The sequence below is a fragment of the Thaumasiovibrio subtropicus genome, assembly GCF_019703835.1.
In the GTDB taxonomy this organism is placed as follows: Bacteria; Pseudomonadota; Gammaproteobacteria; order Enterobacterales; family Vibrionaceae; genus Thaumasiovibrio; species Thaumasiovibrio subtropicus.
This window is the reverse complement of the sequence record NZ_AP023055.1, coordinates 999,818-1,018,250: the sequence shown is the minus strand read 5'-3', so window position 1 is coordinate 1,018,250 and position 18,433 is coordinate 999,818. Positions and strand designations below refer to the sequence as shown.

Genomic DNA, 18,433 nt, shown 5'->3' with positions numbered 1-18,433 from the left:
TTGAGCATATACGCACATGTTAATATTTAAATTAATTGTATCTGTCACATTATTTAAATGTTCGTCATTATAATTACCGTGAATACATGACGTAGTTCACTGTTTGCTAAAGATCTTGCTGATAGTGTGATTAATAGCTGGCTGACCACTGATTAATAATAAGGGACATTTATGAAAAAACTATGCACTTCATTGCTTGTATTATCTGCATTATCACTCGACGTACAGGCAGATATTAATGATGCATTTCGTGTTTTGCCGTATTTACAAAATCCTAGTCAAGATGGGATGACGATAATGTGGTTCACCGATAATGACGCGCCAGGGAAACTCAAGTTGCTTGGTAGTTCAGCAGCGGTTGTACATCAGTCGCAGCCTTTAAAAGCAGAGCAACTCGCGTATTACAAAACGGAAGTTGAAAAGTACTTTGATGATAAAGCGTTAGCGAAAACACCTTTTGTTCATCAAGTGCGTGTTGAGGGGCTGAAAGAGGGGACAGAGTATCAGTACTCAGTGACACAAAACGGAGAAGTGTTTGAGGGGACATTCAAAACGGTACCCAGCGCAGACTCTAGCGTTCGATTTGTTGTCTACTCTGATTCGGAAACTGAGCCAGAATCAACTGGCCGCACGCGCCGTTGGTCTGAACCCTATGGCGATTTTAACCGACAATACTTGGTCGACCAGACGATTGGATATCAAGAAAACATTCGTGTTATGGCAGAACGTAACCCAGACTTTATCGCCATAGCCGGAGACCTTGTTGAATCAGGGAATGAACAACGTGACTGGGATGAGTTTTGGCGTCATAACGCTGGTGAGTTAAATGCAATCGCATCATCAACACCGATCTTGCCCGCTATCGGGAACCACGAAAATTACCCAGGCCCAGATGGTGGCCGTAAAGAGTATGTGCCAGACCTCAGTGCAGAGGCCATTGATCGCTACATGGCGTACTTTGATCTGCCAGATAATGGCGCAAAGCGTGCAGAGCACCAAGGGCGATACTACCGTGTGGATTACGGTCCTATTACCTTTATCACCATTGATACATCAGATGGTAAACCAAACAAAACCGATAAAGACACTAACTGGCGCTTAGAAGGACTGGAGGCGCCGGACTTCAATCCCGGCTCAGAGCAATACCAATGGTTAGAAGCGCAACTTGCTGATGCAAAAGAGAAGAGTCAGTTTACCTTTGTTCAGTTTCACCATGTCCCTTACTCGGTTGGACCACATGGTTTCCCAACGGGGGAAAACGGGTTTGAGAACGGTGAAGACAATCAATCAGGGGTGCCAGTGCGAGTGCTAACGCCACTCTTCGCTAAGTATGGTGTTGATGCGGTGTTTGCGGGACATGATGAAATGTATGAGCATTCATTGGTTGATGGCATTCATTTCTATGATGTGGGTATCGGTGGTGATGGCTTACGTGGTCCTTACTTTGGTAAAGATGGAAAATACAGCGTTGATTTAGACAACCCTCACCAAGTCTATCTGGCTCACCTCGATGCGCCTGAAGTTTGGGAAGGTAAACAGCTTGTCCAAGGCGGTAAGCATTACGGTCACCTTGAAGTCAACGTGACACAAAATGAGTCGGGTGCTTGGCAAACAGTGATTTCCCCCGTCTATGTCTTCCCTCTAATGAGTAAAGACGGCGAGATTACAGGCTGGGAACGCCGTGTCTATGATGATGAAGTTACCTTAGTGGCAAAATAACGTGTCGTTCGAGGAGCGTTAACCAAGAGCAGCCTGTTGGCTGCTCTTTTCGTTGTCGGGTTTGGGCTATAGATAGCGTTTTCTTAAATGGGCTTCGAAGTGCGCTGCATTCAAGGTTTCACCTGTCGCATTGCGAATGAGATCGTCTGTTGAATGTAAGCTACCTTGAGACCAAATGTTATCGCTTAGCCAGTCAAAAATCGGTGAGAGTGACTGAGTGCGTAAGCAGTGTTCGACATCGACTTGTTTTTCAACACTCGCCATCAGTTGTGCGGCATACATGGCACCGAGGGTGTAACTTGGAAAATAGCCGAAGCTCCCGTCTGTCCAGTGGATGTCTTGCATGCAGCCATTAGTGAAGTTGTCTTTGGTTGACAGGCCAAGATAATGCTGCATTTTTTCGTCCCAAGCATCGGGCAAGTCGGCAACCTCTAAATCGCCTTCAATAAGTGCGCGTTCAATCTCGTAGCGAAGAATAACGTGTGCTGGGTAAGTGACTTCATCGGCATCAACGCGAATGTAGCCCGGTTTGACACGGGTATTGAGTTTGATGAGGTTATCCGCACTCAGCGCGGGATCGTTATGACGGTCGAACGCCTGGCGAATGCGAGGAGCAAGGGAGGTGACGAACTCAGGGTGGCGAGAAAGCTGCATTTCGAAGAACAAGCTTTGTGATTCATGTACTCCCATAGAGCGCGCGACACCTGCGGGTAACCCAGCGAATGCTTTAGGTAAACCTTGTTCATATCGTGCATGGCCTGTCTCATGGATCACACCCATCATTGTCGAGGTGAAATCATTGATATCGTAGCGTGTGGTGATACGCACATCACTGGGTACGCCGCCGCAAAACGGGTGTGCACTCACGTCTAATCGACCATGATTGAAGTCAAATCCAAGCAACGTCATGACATCCAGTCCAAGTGCCTTTTGCTGACTTGTGTCAAAAGGTCCTTCTGGAATGAGTAGCGGCTCTTGAGCTTGCTTCTCGGTAATGGTCTGAATAAGGTTAGGCAACCAGGTTTTTACATCGGCAAACAAGTTGTCGAGTTTTGCCGTGGTCATACCCGGTTCATAAAGCTCTAACATCGCTTCGTAGGGCGAGACGCCTGTCGCATCGGCGCGAAGTTGCGCTTCTTCGCGCGAAAGCGTTAATACGGCCTCGAGATTCTTACTAAAACCTTTCCAATCATTGTTAGGTCGTTGGGTTCGCCACGCGTGCTCACATTTGGAGCCTGCTAACGATTTTGCTTCTACTAACGATTCTGGAAGCAGGGTACTTTGTTGCCAAACACGGTGCATCTCCTTCAGGTTGATTTGATCTTGAAGTGACAGATCTTCATCCTTTGCTTTACGAAACCAATCCTCAAGTGAGGGATCGTTTAAAAGTTGATGCGTAAGCTTATGCAGTTCTGCCATCGCTTCTGCTCGCGCTTGTTGACCGCCAGCAGGCATCATAGCCGCTTGATCCCAGCCACAGATGAGCCCGAGATGGTGAAAACGTGATAGTCGAATGAAATGCTGACAGAGCGCCTGATAAGCCATGAAATACTCCTGTAATTGCTGGCGAGATAGCTAATTTGAGATGATGTGATGATGAATATCGCGATGAGATAACGAGAAAGCTCACCGTAGCGAAGATGGCGTTAATTATAGCGGAATGTGGCGACAAGAATTGTAATAAATAGTCGCAGCATCAGTAGATTAGCTCTTTAGTTGCGCGAGATAGCATGGTGAGGGCATCGCTGGTGAAGCAACAGGAGAGAAGATGAAGGGGAGCGCTAATGATACTCAAGCAACCTAAAGGTGCTTGAGTATAGATAACCATCAGCGTAGAGGGACGTTATTGCACTTGAACGACGTTCAGGGTCTCACCTGGGTCAAACGCTTCTACGTCTGGATTCAATGGTGCTTGCATCTCTTCTTTATCAAAGCCGATGTCACCCCCATTAATGACACCAGAGTCGCTGTTGATACTCTTAAAGTCAAACAGATCAAAATCGACTAAGTGTGATGGGACGACATTTTGCATCGCAGTGAACATGGTCTCAATACGTCCAGGGAAGCGCTTATCCCAGTCGCGAAGCATCTCTTTGATGACTTGGCGCTGTAGGTTGGGTTGTGAGCCGCACAAGTTACACGGAATAATCGGGTATGCCTTTGCTTCAGCAAAGCGTTCGATGTCTTTTTCTCGACAGTATGCTAACGGGCGAATAACGACGTGCTCGCCGTTGTCAGACACCAGCTTGGGTGGCATGCCTTTCATTTTTCCACCGTAAAACATATTCAAGAAAAGCGTTTCTAGAATGTCGTCTCTGTGATGACCCAAGGCAATTTTTGTCGCGCCAATTTCTTTGGCGGTACGATATAAAATGCCACGACGTAAACGTGAACAAAGTGAACAGGTTGTTTTACCCTCAGGGATTTTATCCTGAACAATAGAATAAGTATCCTCGTTAACAATCATGTAGTTAACGCCTTCTGATTCTAGATATTCTGGCAGGATATGCTCAGGAAAGCCCGGTTGCTTTTGATCTAAGTTGACGGCAATCAACTCGAAATTTACCGGGGCGCTTTTTTGCAAGCTACGCAGGATATCCAGCATGGTAAAGCTATCTTTACCGCCTGACAGGCAAACCATGATTTTGTCGCCTTCTTCAATCATATTAAAGTCGGCAATGGCTTGGCCGGTATTACGGCGTAACTTTTTCTGCAGCTTATTAAAGTTATACTGCTGCGCTTTTGTCATTTCGTTCATATTACTACCAGAGTTCACAACATCGAGGGAGTTGAAGGGGCAACATTATAGCGATCCCATCAGATTTTGGAATGGTTTGAAGGTAAATAGGGAAAGGCATTTTAAAGTGAGCTGATGCTGCGTTTACGCAGAGAAGAATAACGCCCCACAGAGGGGGCGTTAGAGGGTTATACTATTGGTCGTGGACCTTGGGGTCTAAGGGACTCATATAGCCGGGCGGTTTAAGTGCTAATAGGTCACAGTTAAGCTTATCAATAGTATGTTCGGCAGTGTTACCAATAAAGATCGCAGATAGACCGGTGCGTCCTGTCGTGCCAAGAATGACCAGCTCCGCATCGAGCTGCTTAGCGACGTCTGGAATCACATCTTCGGCTAAACCTTCTTCAACGCGTGTTTGCTCTTCGGGTAAACCGTGTTTTTGACGCAGTGCCTTCATCGCCGTGAGGTGATGCCCTCGAACAGCATCGGAGTAGGATGCAGGATCAAATTCGGGCAGCTCAATGGTAATGTTGACTGGCGTTGATGGGTAGGTATTGAGCAATACCGGTTCACTATTGAGGATTTCAGCGAAGCATTTCGCTTCCTCAACGATTTTGTCATTGAGATTATCGTGATCTTCGCTATCGGAAGCGAGGTTAACCGCAGCAACGATCTTACTATTTTCAGGCCAACTGTGGTCCTTCACCATCAAGACAGGGCAAGGGCATTTTCGTAGCAAGTGCCAGTCTGTTGGTGTGAAGATGATAGAACCTATGGCGTCGTGTTCATGTGTCGCTTTGATCAACAAGTCATGGTTGTCAGTGATCACATGGGTGACGATAGATTCATAAGGGCGATTGTGCCAAACCACGCAAAGATCAATGTCGAAGCCATCTTTAACGGGTTGTTCGATGAGTTCATCTAACCAGGCTTCACGTTGTTGAATCACGCCTTTGCGCATTGCTTGTCGCTCATCCGCAGAAAGCATGGATGTCATTTCATAAGAAAAGTCATAAATTGCCAAGAAAAGCGTGATTTTCGTTTCCGGACATTTGCGCGCGAGATGTAGCGCACGGGATAGGGCGGGTTGGTGATCAGAAGCTGGATCGATAACAACTAAGATCTTGTTAAACTTACTCATATCTGCATCCTCTCACTAAAGCATGTAGTTTTACTTTAACGCATACGCGATGAATTAGCAGAGATTTCGAGTCAGTTTAGAAAAGAAAAGTGACCTAACGCAAAACATTGAGGTCACTTCTTAATAAGATATTCAACAGTAAGAGGGATTACTCTTTATCTGGCCCATTACCGGCCAAGCGAGCTAACTCATCGTGGTCGTTAATGGTGATGTACTTACCTTTAACTGTTAGCATGCTGGATTTTTGGAAGCGACCCAGAAGGCGGCTGATGGTTTCAACCGTGAGGCCGAGATAGTTACCAATATCGCCACGCGTCATGGTAAGACGAAATTCACGTGGTGAGAAGCCGCGTTGCGAGAAGCGTGTCGACAGGTTGTAAAGAAATGCCGCTAAACGCTCTTCCGCGTTTTTCTTTGATAGCAAGAGAATCATCTCTTGGTCACCTTTGATTTCATTACTCATCAGACGCATGATCTGTTGACGCAATTTCGGCATTTTACCTGAAAGGTCATCAAGAATTTCGAAAGGAATTTCACACACCATAGAGGTTTCTAGTGCTTGTGCGAAGCTCGGGTGAGACATGTCAGTAATGGCGTCAAAACCGACTAAGTCACCAGCTAGATGGAACGCGGTGATCTGCTCATCACCTTGTTCGGTAATGGTGTAGCTTTTGATCGTTCCTGAACGAATGGCATACAAAGACTTTAACTCTGTACCTGCTTTAAATAGCTCTTGCCCTTTTTGAATGGGCTTCTTACGCTCGATTATCTGATCGAGTTGATCGAGTTCAGATTCATTCAGTGTGAAAGGGATACATAGCTGACTGATACTACAATCTTGACAATGGATAGCACAACCGCCCGACTGAATACGCTTGGTAGAGAGTTTGTCTGAAATCATAAGCCTAGGTAACCAAATTGATATAAGTCAAAATTTTACCACACTAAAAAGGCAATTGACCAATTTTTTACATCATTCTCAATGCAACATATCCGGTATGAATACCATAGCCTATCAGGGCTAGCGCACTTATGCGCCTAAATGCGCTATTTTTGAGCAGGGTTTGTAGTTGGTCGGCAAGCGCACCCACACACAACATGGCGGGTAAGGTACCGAGACCAAAGGCAAACATAGTGACCGCCCCCCCAGTTGCACTGCCACTTAAGGTTGCTAGGCTAAGTGTCGAGTAGACTAAACCACAAGGTAGCCAACCCCATACAATGCCAAAGGGTAAGGCTTGAAGTGGGTGCCTTAGTGGTAACAGTTTGTTACCAATTGGGGCGATAGGTTTCCAGATCCACTGACCTAATTTTTCAACTGTCAATAATCCTTGCCAAATTTGCGCAACATGCAGAGCAAGTAAGATCATCATGACTGCAGCGACGAGGCGCAACGCGACAAGCCAAGGAAACGCGTTGCTCAAATGGCCAATGTTGGCAATGATTCCGCTAAATAGTGCGCCGATCAAGGTATAAGAGAATACGCGGCCGATATTATAGAGTGCAAGATAAAGCCATCGCGATCGAGGCTGCTGACCGATCCCCATGGTAACGGCCGCTGCAATACCGCCACACATACCCAGACAATGACCAGCCCCGAGCAAGCCAATGGTGAAAGCGGCCACCCAATCAGTGTTCATGGTTTTTCTCTTTGTTTGTTGCGTCTGGCTGTTTTTCTTTTTCATCAAAAAGAATGGAGTAGCCTTGTCGATCAAGATCTTCAAACTGATCGGCTTTCACTGCCCATAAGAAGATGCCGACTGCAACACAAACCAGTACGATGGCAATGGGAATTAACAGATAGAGACTTTCCATTACTTCATTAACCTCAATGAGTTGGTCACAACAATCAGCGAGCTGGCTGACATACCGAAAACGGCAATATAGGGCGCGACCATGCCCATGACAGCAAGCGGAAGAATCACGGCGTTATATCCCAGTGACCATAGCAGATTTTGCCAGATGATATCCCGAGTTCGGGTCGCTATCTCTTTTGCCCCGATCACTTTCGCCAATTGATCGCCAAGGAGGACCATATCAGCGGAGGATTTAGCGATATCTGTGCCACCACCCATCGCCACTGAAAGGTGGGCACCAGCGAGGGTCGGTGCATCATTGACGCCATCGCCAATCATTAAGGTGATTTCGCTGTCCGGGAGTGACTTCAAGTAACGAAACTTCTCTTCTGGCGACATGCCTGATTGAACCCGATCAATGCCCAACAGATGGGCAACCTGCTCAGCGGTGCGTGATTGGTCGCCTGTAAGCATAGTCACAGTGACCCCTTTGTCGTGCAGTGCACGGATAAAAGCAGGGCTCTCTTCTCGAATCGGGTCTTCTAATTCAAAGCCAGCAACGAGCTCTCTATTGCAACTTAACCAGACTTGTACATCTGGATTCGGGCAATCGCCTTGACAGGCAAAGTGCCATGTACCAATGCGCCACTGTTGCTGGTCGATGACACCTTCTAGACCTTCACCGATGTGGTTGGTGACGTCTTCAAAATGCAGTGAAGCGTCGAAAAAAGGGCTGAAAGCTCGGGCGATAGGGTGATTGGCATACTGTTCTAGGCCTGCAGCGATTCGGAGCGCGGCTTGTTCCGTTTCTTGAGAAAAACAGAGAGTACGTGCGAGCGTCACTTTACCCTCGGTAAGGGTGCCCGTTTTATCGAGTATGACGTGGTTGACATGGCAAAGTGTTTCGATGACATGGCTTTTGCGCACTAACAAGCCTTGCTTACTCATTTGTGACGTGCCACACGTCAGTGCGGTTGGCGTGGCCAATGAGAGTGCACAAGGGCACGTCGCGACGAGTACGGACAACATGATCCAAAAGGCGTCGTCGGGGCGCTCTCCATGCCAGTAAAGCCAAGTTGCTGCGGAAATCGTTAATATGCCAACAACAAAATAACGTGCGACCTTGTCGGCGAGTTCCGCAATTTGAGGTTTGGATTGCTGCGCTTCATCCTGTAGACGAACGATGGTGTTAATCATCGAATGTTTAATGTCCCGTTGAATCTCACACTCAATATTCGCATCTCCGTTGATAGTACCTGCATAGACGAGGTCGCCGATGTACTTTTTGACCGGAGCGGATTCGCCGCTTAGCATGGCTTCATCAACTTCCGTTTCACCGCTTACTAAGACAGCGTCAGCTGGGATTGCTTCTCCTGGTAAAACGCGTACTCGGTCGCCTGCTTTGAGGAGCTTGGCGGCAATCTCATCGCCATTGACCAAGGTTGCAATGGTAGGGATCAGTTTTAACAGATTGGCACTGGCTGCTGCCGCTTGTCGCCTAACGCGCATTTCTAAGAATCGGCCAAGTAATAAAAAGAAGGTAAACATCGCGACTGATTCAAAAAAGACTTCGCCGGTGCCTTTGACTGTTGCAAACAAAGACGCGAAATAGGCAAGTAATAGTGCAATGGAGACGGGCACATCCATACCTAAACTGCGCGCCTTAATATTGCGCCAAGCATTGAGGTAAAACGGTAATGCAGAGTAGAGCAGCACAGGCGTTGCAAAGACGAGACTGACCCAACGGAAATAGTGTCGAAACGCCTCATCAAGATCACTGAAAACCTCAAAGTACAGCGCGACGGCTAACATCATGACCTGCATAGTCGCAAGCCCGGCAATCCCAATGCGGTAGAGATACTGCTTCATTGTCCGATGGTAATGCTGCTCTTGGCTGTCAGCCGCAAAGGGAGCGGCTTGATAACCCAAACTGTGTATCGCTTGCAGTATCTTACTGAGTGCGACGGTGTCGTTTTTCCAGCCAATGACGGCACGGTGTGTCGTCGTGTTGACGATGACTTTGACGACGCCGGTTAACTCGTAGAGTTTCTTCTCTATCAACCAAGCACAGGCAGCGCAAGTGACACCCTCGAGTGACAATGTCACCTCTTTGTTTTGTTCCGAACCTATGACGAAATCTTGTTGAACTTCCTCTAAATCATAGTGTTGTAGCGTTTGCAGTGCTTCGGGCACAAGGTCGGCGCGATCCGCTTTCTCGGTTCTAAACTCATAGTAGGAAGTCAAGCCACTCGCCACAATGGTATTTGCAACCGCATGACAGCCCGGGCAACACATTCTGCGCACTTCGCCGAGAATTTCGACTTCGTATTCGCAATTCTTTGGGATCGGCTCTCCGCAGTGATAACAAGCTTCAGTCATCAATCTACCTTGTGAATTGCAGTATCAGCTGTCGGAAAGTAGATTTTGTTTTGAAGGAGCCAAGTCGCATCAAAGGGTTCAATTTCAATAAACCAAGGACCACTGAGTGCGGCGTCAGTTTGGAAACGGTAGATACCGCTGGCATCGGGGTTCAGCATCAAGGTGAAATCTTTGTCGGCTAGGGTGCGATGGGTAAAGATGGCACGCAGTGTAGGATGGGTGTCTAGGTCTCCGCGGTTGAGTCGAATTGCGCCGGATTGAGTGTCAAAATCAATCCAAGCTTGAATGCGCTTCTCATTGGCGAGCGTGATACGAGAAAGGTCGATGTTGATCGCTTTTCCGCGCTTGTAGTAGTCCTCTGCAACCAAAGAGACTTTATTTTGGCTAAAGATAGAGAAGGTGACGAGAGAAGCGACAACAGCGGATGTGGGTAGGGCGATGAGAAACCAAGGCCAAAACTGCTTATACCATGCCTTTTTCATATGTATTTATCCCTAAATAGTTGCGCAAACATAGCGTAACAAAACGCAGATTGATTATATTTAAATCACCTCAGGAAAGGCGGTTAGCTAGTGTGACTGGCTTTCGGTGAGTTACACGAGGTTGAGAAGTGATTTAAATATAAGCCCCATATTACAGGGGCTTATTTTTATTTAGTAGCTTTGGTGTCAAACTTTGTGAACAAGTATGTAACCAATTGTTTGGATTGAGTTTTAACTATTCTTCACTCGGATTACTTAGCTGCCAAACATACGCTGAAATGAGGTGGATCTTATCTTCACCGAGAATGTTCTCCCATGCAGGCATGACCCCTTGACGGCCATAGCGAATAGTTTGCACAACATCGGCACGGGTATCACCATAAAGCCATACATCATCGGTTAGATCTGGCGCGCCAAAGGCAGGGTTACCTTTACCGTCTGTACCGTGACAGGCAGCACAGACGACAAAGCGTGTTTTACCCGCTGCGGCATCTTTGGTATTCACTTTACGGCCAGATAGGCTCAAGACGTAGCTGGTCACTTCTTCTACACCATCATCGCCAAGACTCTCTTGCCAGCCGGGCATTTCGCCAACACGACCATGCATTAAGGTCTCCTTGATGGTTTCCGCTTCACCACCATAAAGCCAAGCTTTATCTGTGAGGTTAGGGAAACCGAGTTGGCCACGCGCGTCCGAACCATGGCATTGTGCGCAGTTTTGCAAGTACAAACGTTGGCCGACTTTAATGGCTTCTTCATCGCGAGCGACATCTTCGAGCTGACGATATTGTGTCGTGCCGGGTACGTAGGCCAAACGCTCGAAGGTTTCACCAAAGTAGGCATCAGCATTATCGAGTTCGCGGGCGTATTGATCAGGGCGTTTATTCGACTGAGAATCGGCAATCGACTTCATTGACTCTTCTACAGTCATCACGGTTTGGTCTGAACTTTGCCAGCCGAGTAAACCTTTCCAGTTACCTAAACCCGGGAAGAGCAGAAGATAAACAACGGCAAAGACGAGTGTGCCCCAAAACATATAGGACCACCACTTGGGCAGTGGGTTGTTGATTTCACGAATACCATCGTATTCGTGGCCCATGTCTTCACCTTCTTCGACACCCATTTTATCTTTGGTACACCAGTAGAGCAGCGCAGCAATACCTGCTAACGAACCCAAGGTGATGACCGAAATCCAAATGCTCCAAAATGTGGTCATTATTTGGTTTCTCCTTTACCAGATAGGCTAGCGGTACGATGTTTCTCTTCGTCTGCAAAAATTAGATTAGCGGCTTCATCAAAGCGGTTTTTTTGACGCTTGTTATAGGCCCACCAAACCACGCCAACAAAGCTGATAAACAATACCAGCGTCCAGATAGTGTGAATCAATGCATAATCCATCACTGCCTCCTTATTGCATCGCGTGGCCGAGAGATTGCAAATACGCGATGACAGCATCCATTTCGGTTTTGCCTTTCACCGCTTCTGCAGCACCTGCGATATCTTCTTCTTTATAAGGCACACCAAAATTGTCCTTGAAGATACGCAGTTTTTTCTCGGTTAATTTGCCGTCCAACACATTTTCTTCTAACCAAGGGAAACCTGGCATGTTGGACTCTGGAACGACGGCACGTGGATCAATGAGGTGAACACGGTGCCAATCATCGGAGTATCGACCTCCAACTCGCGCTAGATCAGGGCCTGTGCGTTTTGAGCCCCATAGGAAGGGGTGCTCCCAAACGCTTTCGCCAGCAACAGAATAGTGACCGTAGCGTTCTGTTTCTGCACGGAATGGGCGAATCATCTGGCTGTGACAGGTATTACAACCTTCACGGATGTAGACATCGCGTCCTTCCATTTCTAACGCAGTGTAAGGACGAAGGTTGGTCACAGGCTCAGTGGTCTGTTTTTGGAACATGAGCGGTGTTATCTCAACCAGCGCACCAAAACTGATTGCAACCACGATTAAGATGGCAAGTAAGCCGACATTGCGCTCAACAATGTCATGACGGTTTTTGTTATTTGTACCCATTATTTCGGCTCCTTACATCTGCTCGACAGCTTTCAGGCTGGCTTTAGGCGCCGCAATGGTTTTGTACGTGTTGTACGCCATTAAGAACATGCCAGCAAGGAAGATGAAACCACCCACAAAACGCACAAAGTAGAACGGGTAGGAGGCTTGTAGTGATTCGACGAAGCTATACGTCAAGGTACCGTCAGTGTTAACTGCGCGCCACATTAAGCCTTGCATCACGCCCGAAATCCACATCGCAACGATGTAAAGTACGGTACCTACGGTCGCCAACCAAAAGTGGATGTTGACCATCTTGATTGAGTACATGCGTTCTTGACCCCAAAGTTTTGGTACAAGGTGGTAAACCGAACCAATTGAGACCATCGCAACCCAACCCAACGCACCAGAGTGAACGTGTCCAATGGTCCAATCGGTATAGTGCGAGAGTGCATTGACCGTCTTGATGGACATCATTGGGCCTTCGAACGTGGACATTCCATAGAAGGAGAGAGAGACAATTAGGAATCGAAGAACGGGATCGTAGCGCAGCTTATGCCATGCACCGGAAAGGGTCATGATACCGTTGATCATGCCACCCCAAGAAGGTGCAAACAGAACCAGCGACATTACCATACCTAAGGACTGGGTCCAGTCGGGTAAGGCGGTGTAATGGAGATGGTGAGGGCCGGCCCAAATGTATAGCGAAACCAGTGCCCAGAAGTGCACGATGGAGAGGCGATAGGAATAAACCGGTCTACCTGCTTGCTTGGGGACAAAGTAATACATCATACCCAAGAAACCTGCGGTGAGAAGGAAACCAACGGCATTGTGTCCGTACCACCATTGGATCATCGCATCGACAGCGCCTGAATAGATTGAGTATGACTTCGTCATGCTTAAGGGGATCGCCATACTATTTACGATATGGAGTACTGCTACCGTTAGTATGAAGGCACCAAAAAACCAGTTAGCGACGTAGATATGGGATGTTCGCCGTACAATCATGGTGCCAAAAAAGACGACTGCATAAGATACCCAGACCAGGGCAATAGCGATATCGATGGGCCACTCAAGCTCCGCATACTCTTTGCCTGAGGTAAAACCCAAAGGCAATGTTATCGCGGCGGCGACAATAATGGCTTGCCATCCCCAAAAGGTAAAGGCGACCAAAGGGCCACCAAACAGTCGGGTCTGACAAGTGCGTTGCACGACATAATAAGATGTTGCAAAAAGGGCGCTCGTACCAAACGCAAAAATAACTGCATTAGTATGCAGCGGGCGTAGACGACTATACGTAAGCCACGGGGTGTCAAAGTTCAGCTCAGGCCAACGCAGTTGAGCCGCGATTAAGACCCCTACGGCCATACCAACAATTCCCCACACAATGGTGGCAATGGTGAATTGACGAACCACGGTATAGTCATAGCTTTGTTCAAGCTGGTTTGTTTGATTCATCTTGCTTGCTTCCACTCAGTTTTTATCAACTACACAACGTTTCCCTGTTAAGAAAAAACTAGCACAGAAAAGCGCGTTATCTTGATACACTGATTAATAGTATTGTTTGTTGATAAAGAAACTTATTATCTACGCCAGTGTAACAAGGTGTAACATGCCGTATAATACTGGAGAAGATGAATGATTCATACCCACAAGCCCACAAAGTGTTTACGGTTAAGTAACATTTTTTGAAAAGTTTGAGCTAGGTTGCAATGGAGTTAGAAAAGCATGCCCGCTGAGAAGTTAACAAGAGCTAGGCTCACGCAAATCCTTGTTATGATGGGGATCTTGCTGATTGCCTTCTTTTGGAGGACGTTTGATTACTATTCAGAACAAGCTGAAAGCCCTAAAGTTGGTGTGTCTGTTAAAGCAGATATAGTTGAATGCAATGTTAAAATTGATTTATGTCAATCTGAAGACAAGCTTTGGGCACTAAAAATAAAAGATGTTAATAAAGATGATGTGTTTATCGTCGAGCTTTATTCGAGCCAAAAAAATATTGCCGACACGCCGCAAGTTAAAAGCGCTGAAAATAACATTGAGTTAACAAAAATTGATTCAGATCATTTTTATTGGCAGTTTGAAATATTGAAGTCATCAATGCCAGTCACAATTTCGGTGTTCGTAAGTCAGACAGAATACCCGTTTATGATCTCGCAAAAATAGTTAGCTTGATATTAAAGCGTAAACACCTTTCCCCACATAGAATCAGTACCTTGCATGACCTGTAGACTCATACGGATGACGTCTGCAGGGTGAGTGCGTTGTGCGTCATATTCTATGCAGTTTATGCGGCATTGTGTGTGATATAGCGCTGCGCTGTGTTGAGCATATTCTTTAAAAGCGGCCTGTATAGACTTTTGAATTAACGGAGCTTTTTCTACTTGAGCACTGACAAAGGTGCAGGAGGAGACCTGATGCTGAGTGAGAGACTCGATAAATGTCGCAGGAAAAGACAATAAGTGTTGAGTGACGGGTTGCCAATCTGCAAGTGTGGTAAAGCGATCGAGATAGGCTGAGGTGGGTAACAGGTAAATGACGTGGTCGATCGGTTTTAGGTACTGAGGGAGACTTGCTAGAATAGCATTAAAATCGTCCTCAGAACGTAAAGTCATTTCAACAAATCTCGCCCGTGGTTCGTCATCAACCAATTTATGCCCCTGTTCTACATCCTCCGATAGGGCAATAGGGATACAGTTTTCATCTGCCAAACTCAGGCAGTAGGTGTGCCCTAGGTCTGAGGTTCCAGTGATGACAAGTACTCTTTTTTGCTGCATTTTTCGACTAAACTCACCCAACAGAACTCAAACTAACGACCGTTATCCCAGTTTCTTTACATCCAAAATAAAAAAAAACATGAATGGCTTATACTTGCTCTACTAACGTTTAACTAGAACTGCCTATGTATATAGCGACTTCCGGCTCTGAAAATAGAGAGACTGTACTTGCTCTTGACGAGACGATTGATAGCCTTAGAACAAAAATTCCTTCTCCCAATATTCTCATTGCCTATTTCACGGAATGCCATGATGTTGCTTTGATCCATCAAACGTTAGTTAAGGCCTTTCCGGACACGCAGATTTTGGGGTGTAGCTCTTGCCAAGGTGCAATGAGCGACGCCGAATTCTACCAACAAAACGCCTTAGTATTGTGGGCTGCCGAAGATGATTTAGGCGCTTATGGGACTGCGATCACGCAATATCATCAAGAAGATGCGTTTCATGCGGCACAAACCTGTGTCGAAGAAGCGATTGCAAAAAGCGGGCGAGTCGGTGAACTGCCAGGATTGGTATTACTGCATGCAACACCGGGCAATGAAGAGCGTGTGATTGAAGGAATACAGAGTGTCATTGGTCCGTCTGTACCTGTGGTCGGTGGCAGCGCAGCTGACAATCAAATTAGTGGCGATTGGTCTGTTTTTACTCAGTCTGGATTCGGTCGCGAAGCTATCTCGCTTGCTGTCTTCTATCCAAGTTGTCCCATCAGTCTCTCTTTTCATTCTGGGTATGCGAGTACTGGGGTTAGCGCGGTCGCGACTAAGGTGGAAGGTCGTGAGATTATTGAACTGGATGGTGAACCCGCAGCGCCGCTTTATGAAGCGTGGATAACAGGTAACCAGTTGAGCCCCAAGGGAGACTTTTTTTCATCGGCTTCGCTTAATCCCATAGGTCGAATAGCGGGTGAAATTAACGGTATGGCTTACTTCAAGCTTTCGCACCCTTATGAGATATCAGATAGAAATGGCATCCGTCTTTTTTCTACCGTTGAGCAAGGCGAGCGTGTCTTTTTGATGGCTGGCACTGAAGAGCGATTAGTCAAGCGCGCTGGCCGAGTGATCGATTCAGCACTTGAACTGGGTGCTGGGCAAATCCGTCCGGTCGGTGGACTCGCGATTTACTGCGCAGGTTGTATGCTTCAAGTAAGAGAAAAAATGCCTGAAGTAAAAGGTTTTATGTACAATGCTATGCACCAAATGCCATTTGCATCTGCTTTCACCTTTGGTGAGCAAGGCCAGTTTACAGGTGGCGAGAACGCCCACGGTAATTTGATGATATCAGCCGTACTTTTTCACAGTGAGTAAAGATGGACAGTTACTTTGACTCGGAAAAGTTGCAGGAAACGTTGATTGAACTTCATCGATGTCAACAGCGCGAGCAGCAATTAAAGGAAGAGAACACTGCTATTTTGGCAGGTATTGCCGCCATGGCAGGCGCAAGCAATAAAATTCAGATATTCAATAGCCTCCTAGAAGTCATTCGTCGTTATATCGACTTCGAGTCGGCATTAGTGTTAAGTCGAGAGAGTGGCTTTCAGAACTTTAAAGAACTTGTTGGTACCCAAAGCCATTTCAGCCATTGCCAATGGCAAGCGGATCAAGTGTTCATGCGTGCTATCAATGGCGAATCTATCGCGCTTTTTGATCCTTTGCGCACCAACGAGTTTAGCCGTCTACCGCCACAACTGCATGGCTATGTGCGTTCGGCATTGCTGACAGGGGTAAAGGTGAGTTCTGGAGACGCGATCTTGGTGTTTACGCATAGTAAGCCTAATGCGTTTACATCGCGCTGTCGCCAAGTCATTGATCGCTTCAGACCGCTTTTGGAACGCACAATCATTGATATCGACTATCGCGAACGTTTGCAAGCATTGGTCTCTGCTCGGACCCAAGAACTCATCGAAAGCCGTCTCCGTTTTAAAGATTTCGCCCGAACCGCAGGTGACTGGTTTTGGGAAATAGATAAAAGCAGCCGCTTCACTTATCTCTCAACTCCAAGTGTAGAGACTCACCGCATCAATAAGACAAGCCTGTTCGACATTATCAGTGGGCAGCATCCTCGTGAGTCGTTGAAATCACTGTTGGCATCTGAGGTGGCTTTCAGTGAGTTTGAGTGTCAGTTGAGCCAAGATGATGATTCACGTTGGTTTGAACTAAGTGGTAAGCCATTTTATGACAAAGATGGTCAGTTCCAAGGCTTCCGAGGCACCGCTAAAGATATCACGTCACGCCGTCAACATTTGCAAGAGCTGACGGAAGCACGCCGTCAGGCTGACTTAGCGAATAAAGCAAAATCGCAGTTTTTGGCCATGATGAGCCATGAGATTAGAACGCCGTTGAACGCGGTTATGGGATTGATGGATACCTTGGTTGAATCAGGCCTGAGTAATGAGCAGGAGAGTTGGGTCAATCAAATGGACCAATCTGCTCAGCTATTGTTGAACATCATTAATGATGTGCTGGATCTTTCGAAGATAGAGGCGGGCAATGTTGAGCTCTATCTAGAGCCCATGGAAGTGCGAGAGCGCATCTACCTTATTTGTCAGCAATTAAAACCACAGGCGGAGAAGAAGGGGTTAGCGTGCAAATTGCATATCGATTCTGCCATTTCCGAGTGGATGATCAGTGATAAAAATCGCTTTAGCCAAATCTTGTTTAACTTGATGGGGAATGCGATTAAGTTTACTCATGAAGGTGAAATCGCGATTCGTGCTGTCAAAGAAGCGGGGCTTCTTCGCATTGATATCAGTGATACGGGGATTGGCATTGACAAGGTGGCGCAAAAGCAGCTGTTTACACCTTTTGTACAAGCCGACGGTTCTATTACCAGAGAGTTTGGCGGCACGGGGCTGGGATTAGCCATAAGCCAGTTATTGGTGCACAAAATGGGAGGAGAGATCTCACTAGAAAGTGAGTTGGGTAAGGGAAGTTGCTTTACCATTCGTTTGCCACTCGAAGCTTGCTCTGCTCCTAATCAGATTCAAGCGCCTCATGAGGAGGTAAGAACTGAACAGCTTCGTATTCTTGTGGTTGAAGATAGCCGAGCCAATCAGATGATTGCCAAACTGATGCTCGAAAGAGCCGGCCATAAAGTGGAAGTTGCCGAGCATGGGAAAGCGGCTGTCGATCTGATGCTGGAATCACGCCGCGGATTCGACATTATTTTAATGGATGTGTCGATGCCAATCATGGATGGTTTTGAAGCAACCAAGTTATTGCGTGCGGGAGGGGTTAAGTTGCCGATCATTGCGACCACAGCGAATGCGATGGAAGCGGATAGAAAGGCGTGCCTAGATGCAGGAATGACAGACTTTCTCGCTAAACCGATTAGAGCTAATGCCATGAAGGCGCTATTACAAAAGTATCAGTAAGTCTGAGAGTTCAATCACGATCAA

General features: G+C 46.8%; 17 protein-coding genes. 4 read left to right on the top strand and 13 right to left on the bottom strand.

Annotated features, from left to right (window positions below; genetic code table 11):
- Positions 1 to 171: 171 nt before the first annotated feature.
- The gene (locus TSUB_RS20960) at positions 172 to 1,719 is read left to right on the top strand and encodes a purple acid phosphatase family protein (protein ID WP_087023707.1); all 1,548 of its coding nucleotides are present in this window, start codon (positions 172 to 174) and stop codon (positions 1,717 to 1,719) included.
- Between the two features lie 66 nt (positions 1,720 to 1,785).
- On the opposite strand, the gene TSUB_RS20955 is transcribed toward TSUB_RS20960, so the two are convergent.
- From TSUB_RS20955 to ccoN, 12 genes are all read right to left on the bottom strand, one after another.
- Positions 1,786 to 3,264, bottom strand: coding sequence for a carboxypeptidase M32 (locus TSUB_RS20955; RefSeq protein WP_087023709.1), 1,479 nt, complete (start codon positions 3,262 to 3,264; stop codon positions 1,786 to 1,788).
- A 298-nt stretch (positions 3,265 to 3,562) separates the two neighbouring features.
- Positions 3,563 to 4,477: a tRNA 2-thiocytidine(32) synthetase TtcA gene (gene ttcA / locus TSUB_RS20950; protein WP_087023711.1), complete on the bottom strand. Its 915-nt coding sequence runs from the start codon at positions 4,475 to 4,477 to the stop codon at positions 3,563 to 3,565.
- Positions 4,478 to 4,649: 172 nt separating this feature from the next.
- Entirely contained in the window at positions 4,650 to 5,597 is a 948-nt protein-coding gene (uspE, locus tag TSUB_RS20945; RefSeq protein ID WP_087023713.1) for a universal stress protein UspE, read from the bottom strand.
- Positions 5,598 to 5,745: 148 nt separating this feature from the next.
- Positions 5,746 to 6,498 (bottom strand): FNR family transcription factor, encoded by a 753-nt coding sequence (locus TSUB_RS20940; protein ID WP_087023715.1) that lies wholly within the window; start codon positions 6,496 to 6,498, stop codon positions 5,746 to 5,748.
- Between the two features lie 67 nt (positions 6,499 to 6,565).
- Positions 6,566 to 7,237 (bottom strand): sulfite exporter TauE/SafE family protein, encoded by a 672-nt coding sequence (locus tag TSUB_RS20935; protein WP_087023717.1) that lies wholly within the window; start codon positions 7,235 to 7,237, stop codon positions 6,566 to 6,568.
- The gene (ccoS, locus tag TSUB_RS20930) at positions 7,227 to 7,412 is read right to left on the bottom strand and encodes a cbb3-type cytochrome oxidase assembly protein CcoS (RefSeq protein ID WP_087023719.1); all 186 of its coding nucleotides are present in this window, start codon (positions 7,410 to 7,412) and stop codon (positions 7,227 to 7,229) included. Before ccoS ends, TSUB_RS20935 begins: the two co-directional genes overlap by 11 nt.
- Complete coding sequence (locus tag TSUB_RS20925) at positions 7,412 to 9,772, bottom strand: heavy metal translocating P-type ATPase (RefSeq protein ID WP_087023721.1); 2,361 nt, start codon at positions 9,770 to 9,772, stop codon at positions 7,412 to 7,414. Before TSUB_RS20925 ends, ccoS begins: the two co-directional genes overlap by 1 nt.
- Positions 9,772 to 10,254 carry a FixH family protein gene (locus TSUB_RS20920; RefSeq protein ID WP_087023723.1) on the bottom strand — a complete coding sequence of 161 codons (483 nt, stop codon included), beginning with the start codon at positions 10,252 to 10,254 and terminating at the stop codon, positions 9,772 to 9,774. The genes TSUB_RS20925 and TSUB_RS20920 overlap by 1 nt, the downstream gene beginning before the upstream one ends.
- 235 nt (positions 10,255 to 10,489) lie before the next feature.
- Positions 10,490 to 11,470 carry a cytochrome-c oxidase, cbb3-type subunit III gene (ccoP, locus tag TSUB_RS20915; protein WP_087023725.1) on the bottom strand — a complete coding sequence of 327 codons (981 nt, stop codon included), beginning with the start codon at positions 11,468 to 11,470 and terminating at the stop codon, positions 10,490 to 10,492.
- Positions 11,470 to 11,652, bottom strand: coding sequence for a cbb3-type cytochrome oxidase subunit 3 (locus tag TSUB_RS20910; protein WP_087023727.1), 183 nt, complete (start codon positions 11,650 to 11,652; stop codon positions 11,470 to 11,472). Before TSUB_RS20910 ends, ccoP begins: the two co-directional genes overlap by 1 nt.
- Before the next feature lie 10 nt (positions 11,653 to 11,662).
- On the bottom strand, positions 11,663 to 12,283 hold the full coding sequence (ccoO, locus tag TSUB_RS20905) for a cytochrome-c oxidase, cbb3-type subunit II (RefSeq protein WP_087023729.1): 621 nt from the start codon (positions 12,281 to 12,283) through the stop codon (positions 11,663 to 11,665).
- 12 nt (positions 12,284 to 12,295) lie between these two features.
- Positions 12,296 to 13,720, bottom strand: coding sequence for a cytochrome-c oxidase, cbb3-type subunit I (gene ccoN / locus TSUB_RS20900; RefSeq protein ID WP_087023731.1), 1,425 nt, complete (start codon positions 13,718 to 13,720; stop codon positions 12,296 to 12,298).
- A 270-nt stretch (positions 13,721 to 13,990) separates the two neighbouring features.
- Here ccoN and TSUB_RS20895 point away from each other — a divergent pair, with 270 nt between their 5' ends.
- Positions 13,991 to 14,428 (top strand): hypothetical protein, encoded by a 438-nt coding sequence (locus TSUB_RS20895; protein WP_087023733.1) that lies wholly within the window; start codon positions 13,991 to 13,993, stop codon positions 14,426 to 14,428.
- Between the two features lie 11 nt (positions 14,429 to 14,439).
- On the opposite strand, the gene TSUB_RS20890 is transcribed toward TSUB_RS20895, so the two are convergent.
- Positions 14,440 to 15,039, bottom strand: a complete 600-nt coding sequence (locus TSUB_RS20890; RefSeq protein WP_087023735.1) for an SDR family oxidoreductase — start codon at positions 15,037 to 15,039, stop codon at positions 14,440 to 14,442.
- Between the two features lie 125 nt (positions 15,040 to 15,164).
- On the opposite strand from TSUB_RS20890, the gene TSUB_RS20885 reads away from it, so the two are divergent.
- Together TSUB_RS20885 and TSUB_RS20880 are read left to right on the top strand one after the other, a co-directional pair.
- A complete protein-coding gene (locus tag TSUB_RS20885) occupies positions 15,165 to 16,343 on the top strand; it encodes an FIST signal transduction protein (protein WP_087023737.1) in 1,179 nt (392 codons plus the stop codon).
- A gap of 2 nt (positions 16,344 to 16,345) precedes the next feature.
- Complete coding sequence (locus TSUB_RS20880; protein WP_087023739.1) at positions 16,346 to 18,409, top strand: PAS domain-containing sensor histidine kinase; 2,064 nt, start codon at positions 16,346 to 16,348, stop codon at positions 18,407 to 18,409.
- The last annotated feature ends 24 nt before the right edge of the window (positions 18,410 to 18,433 follow it).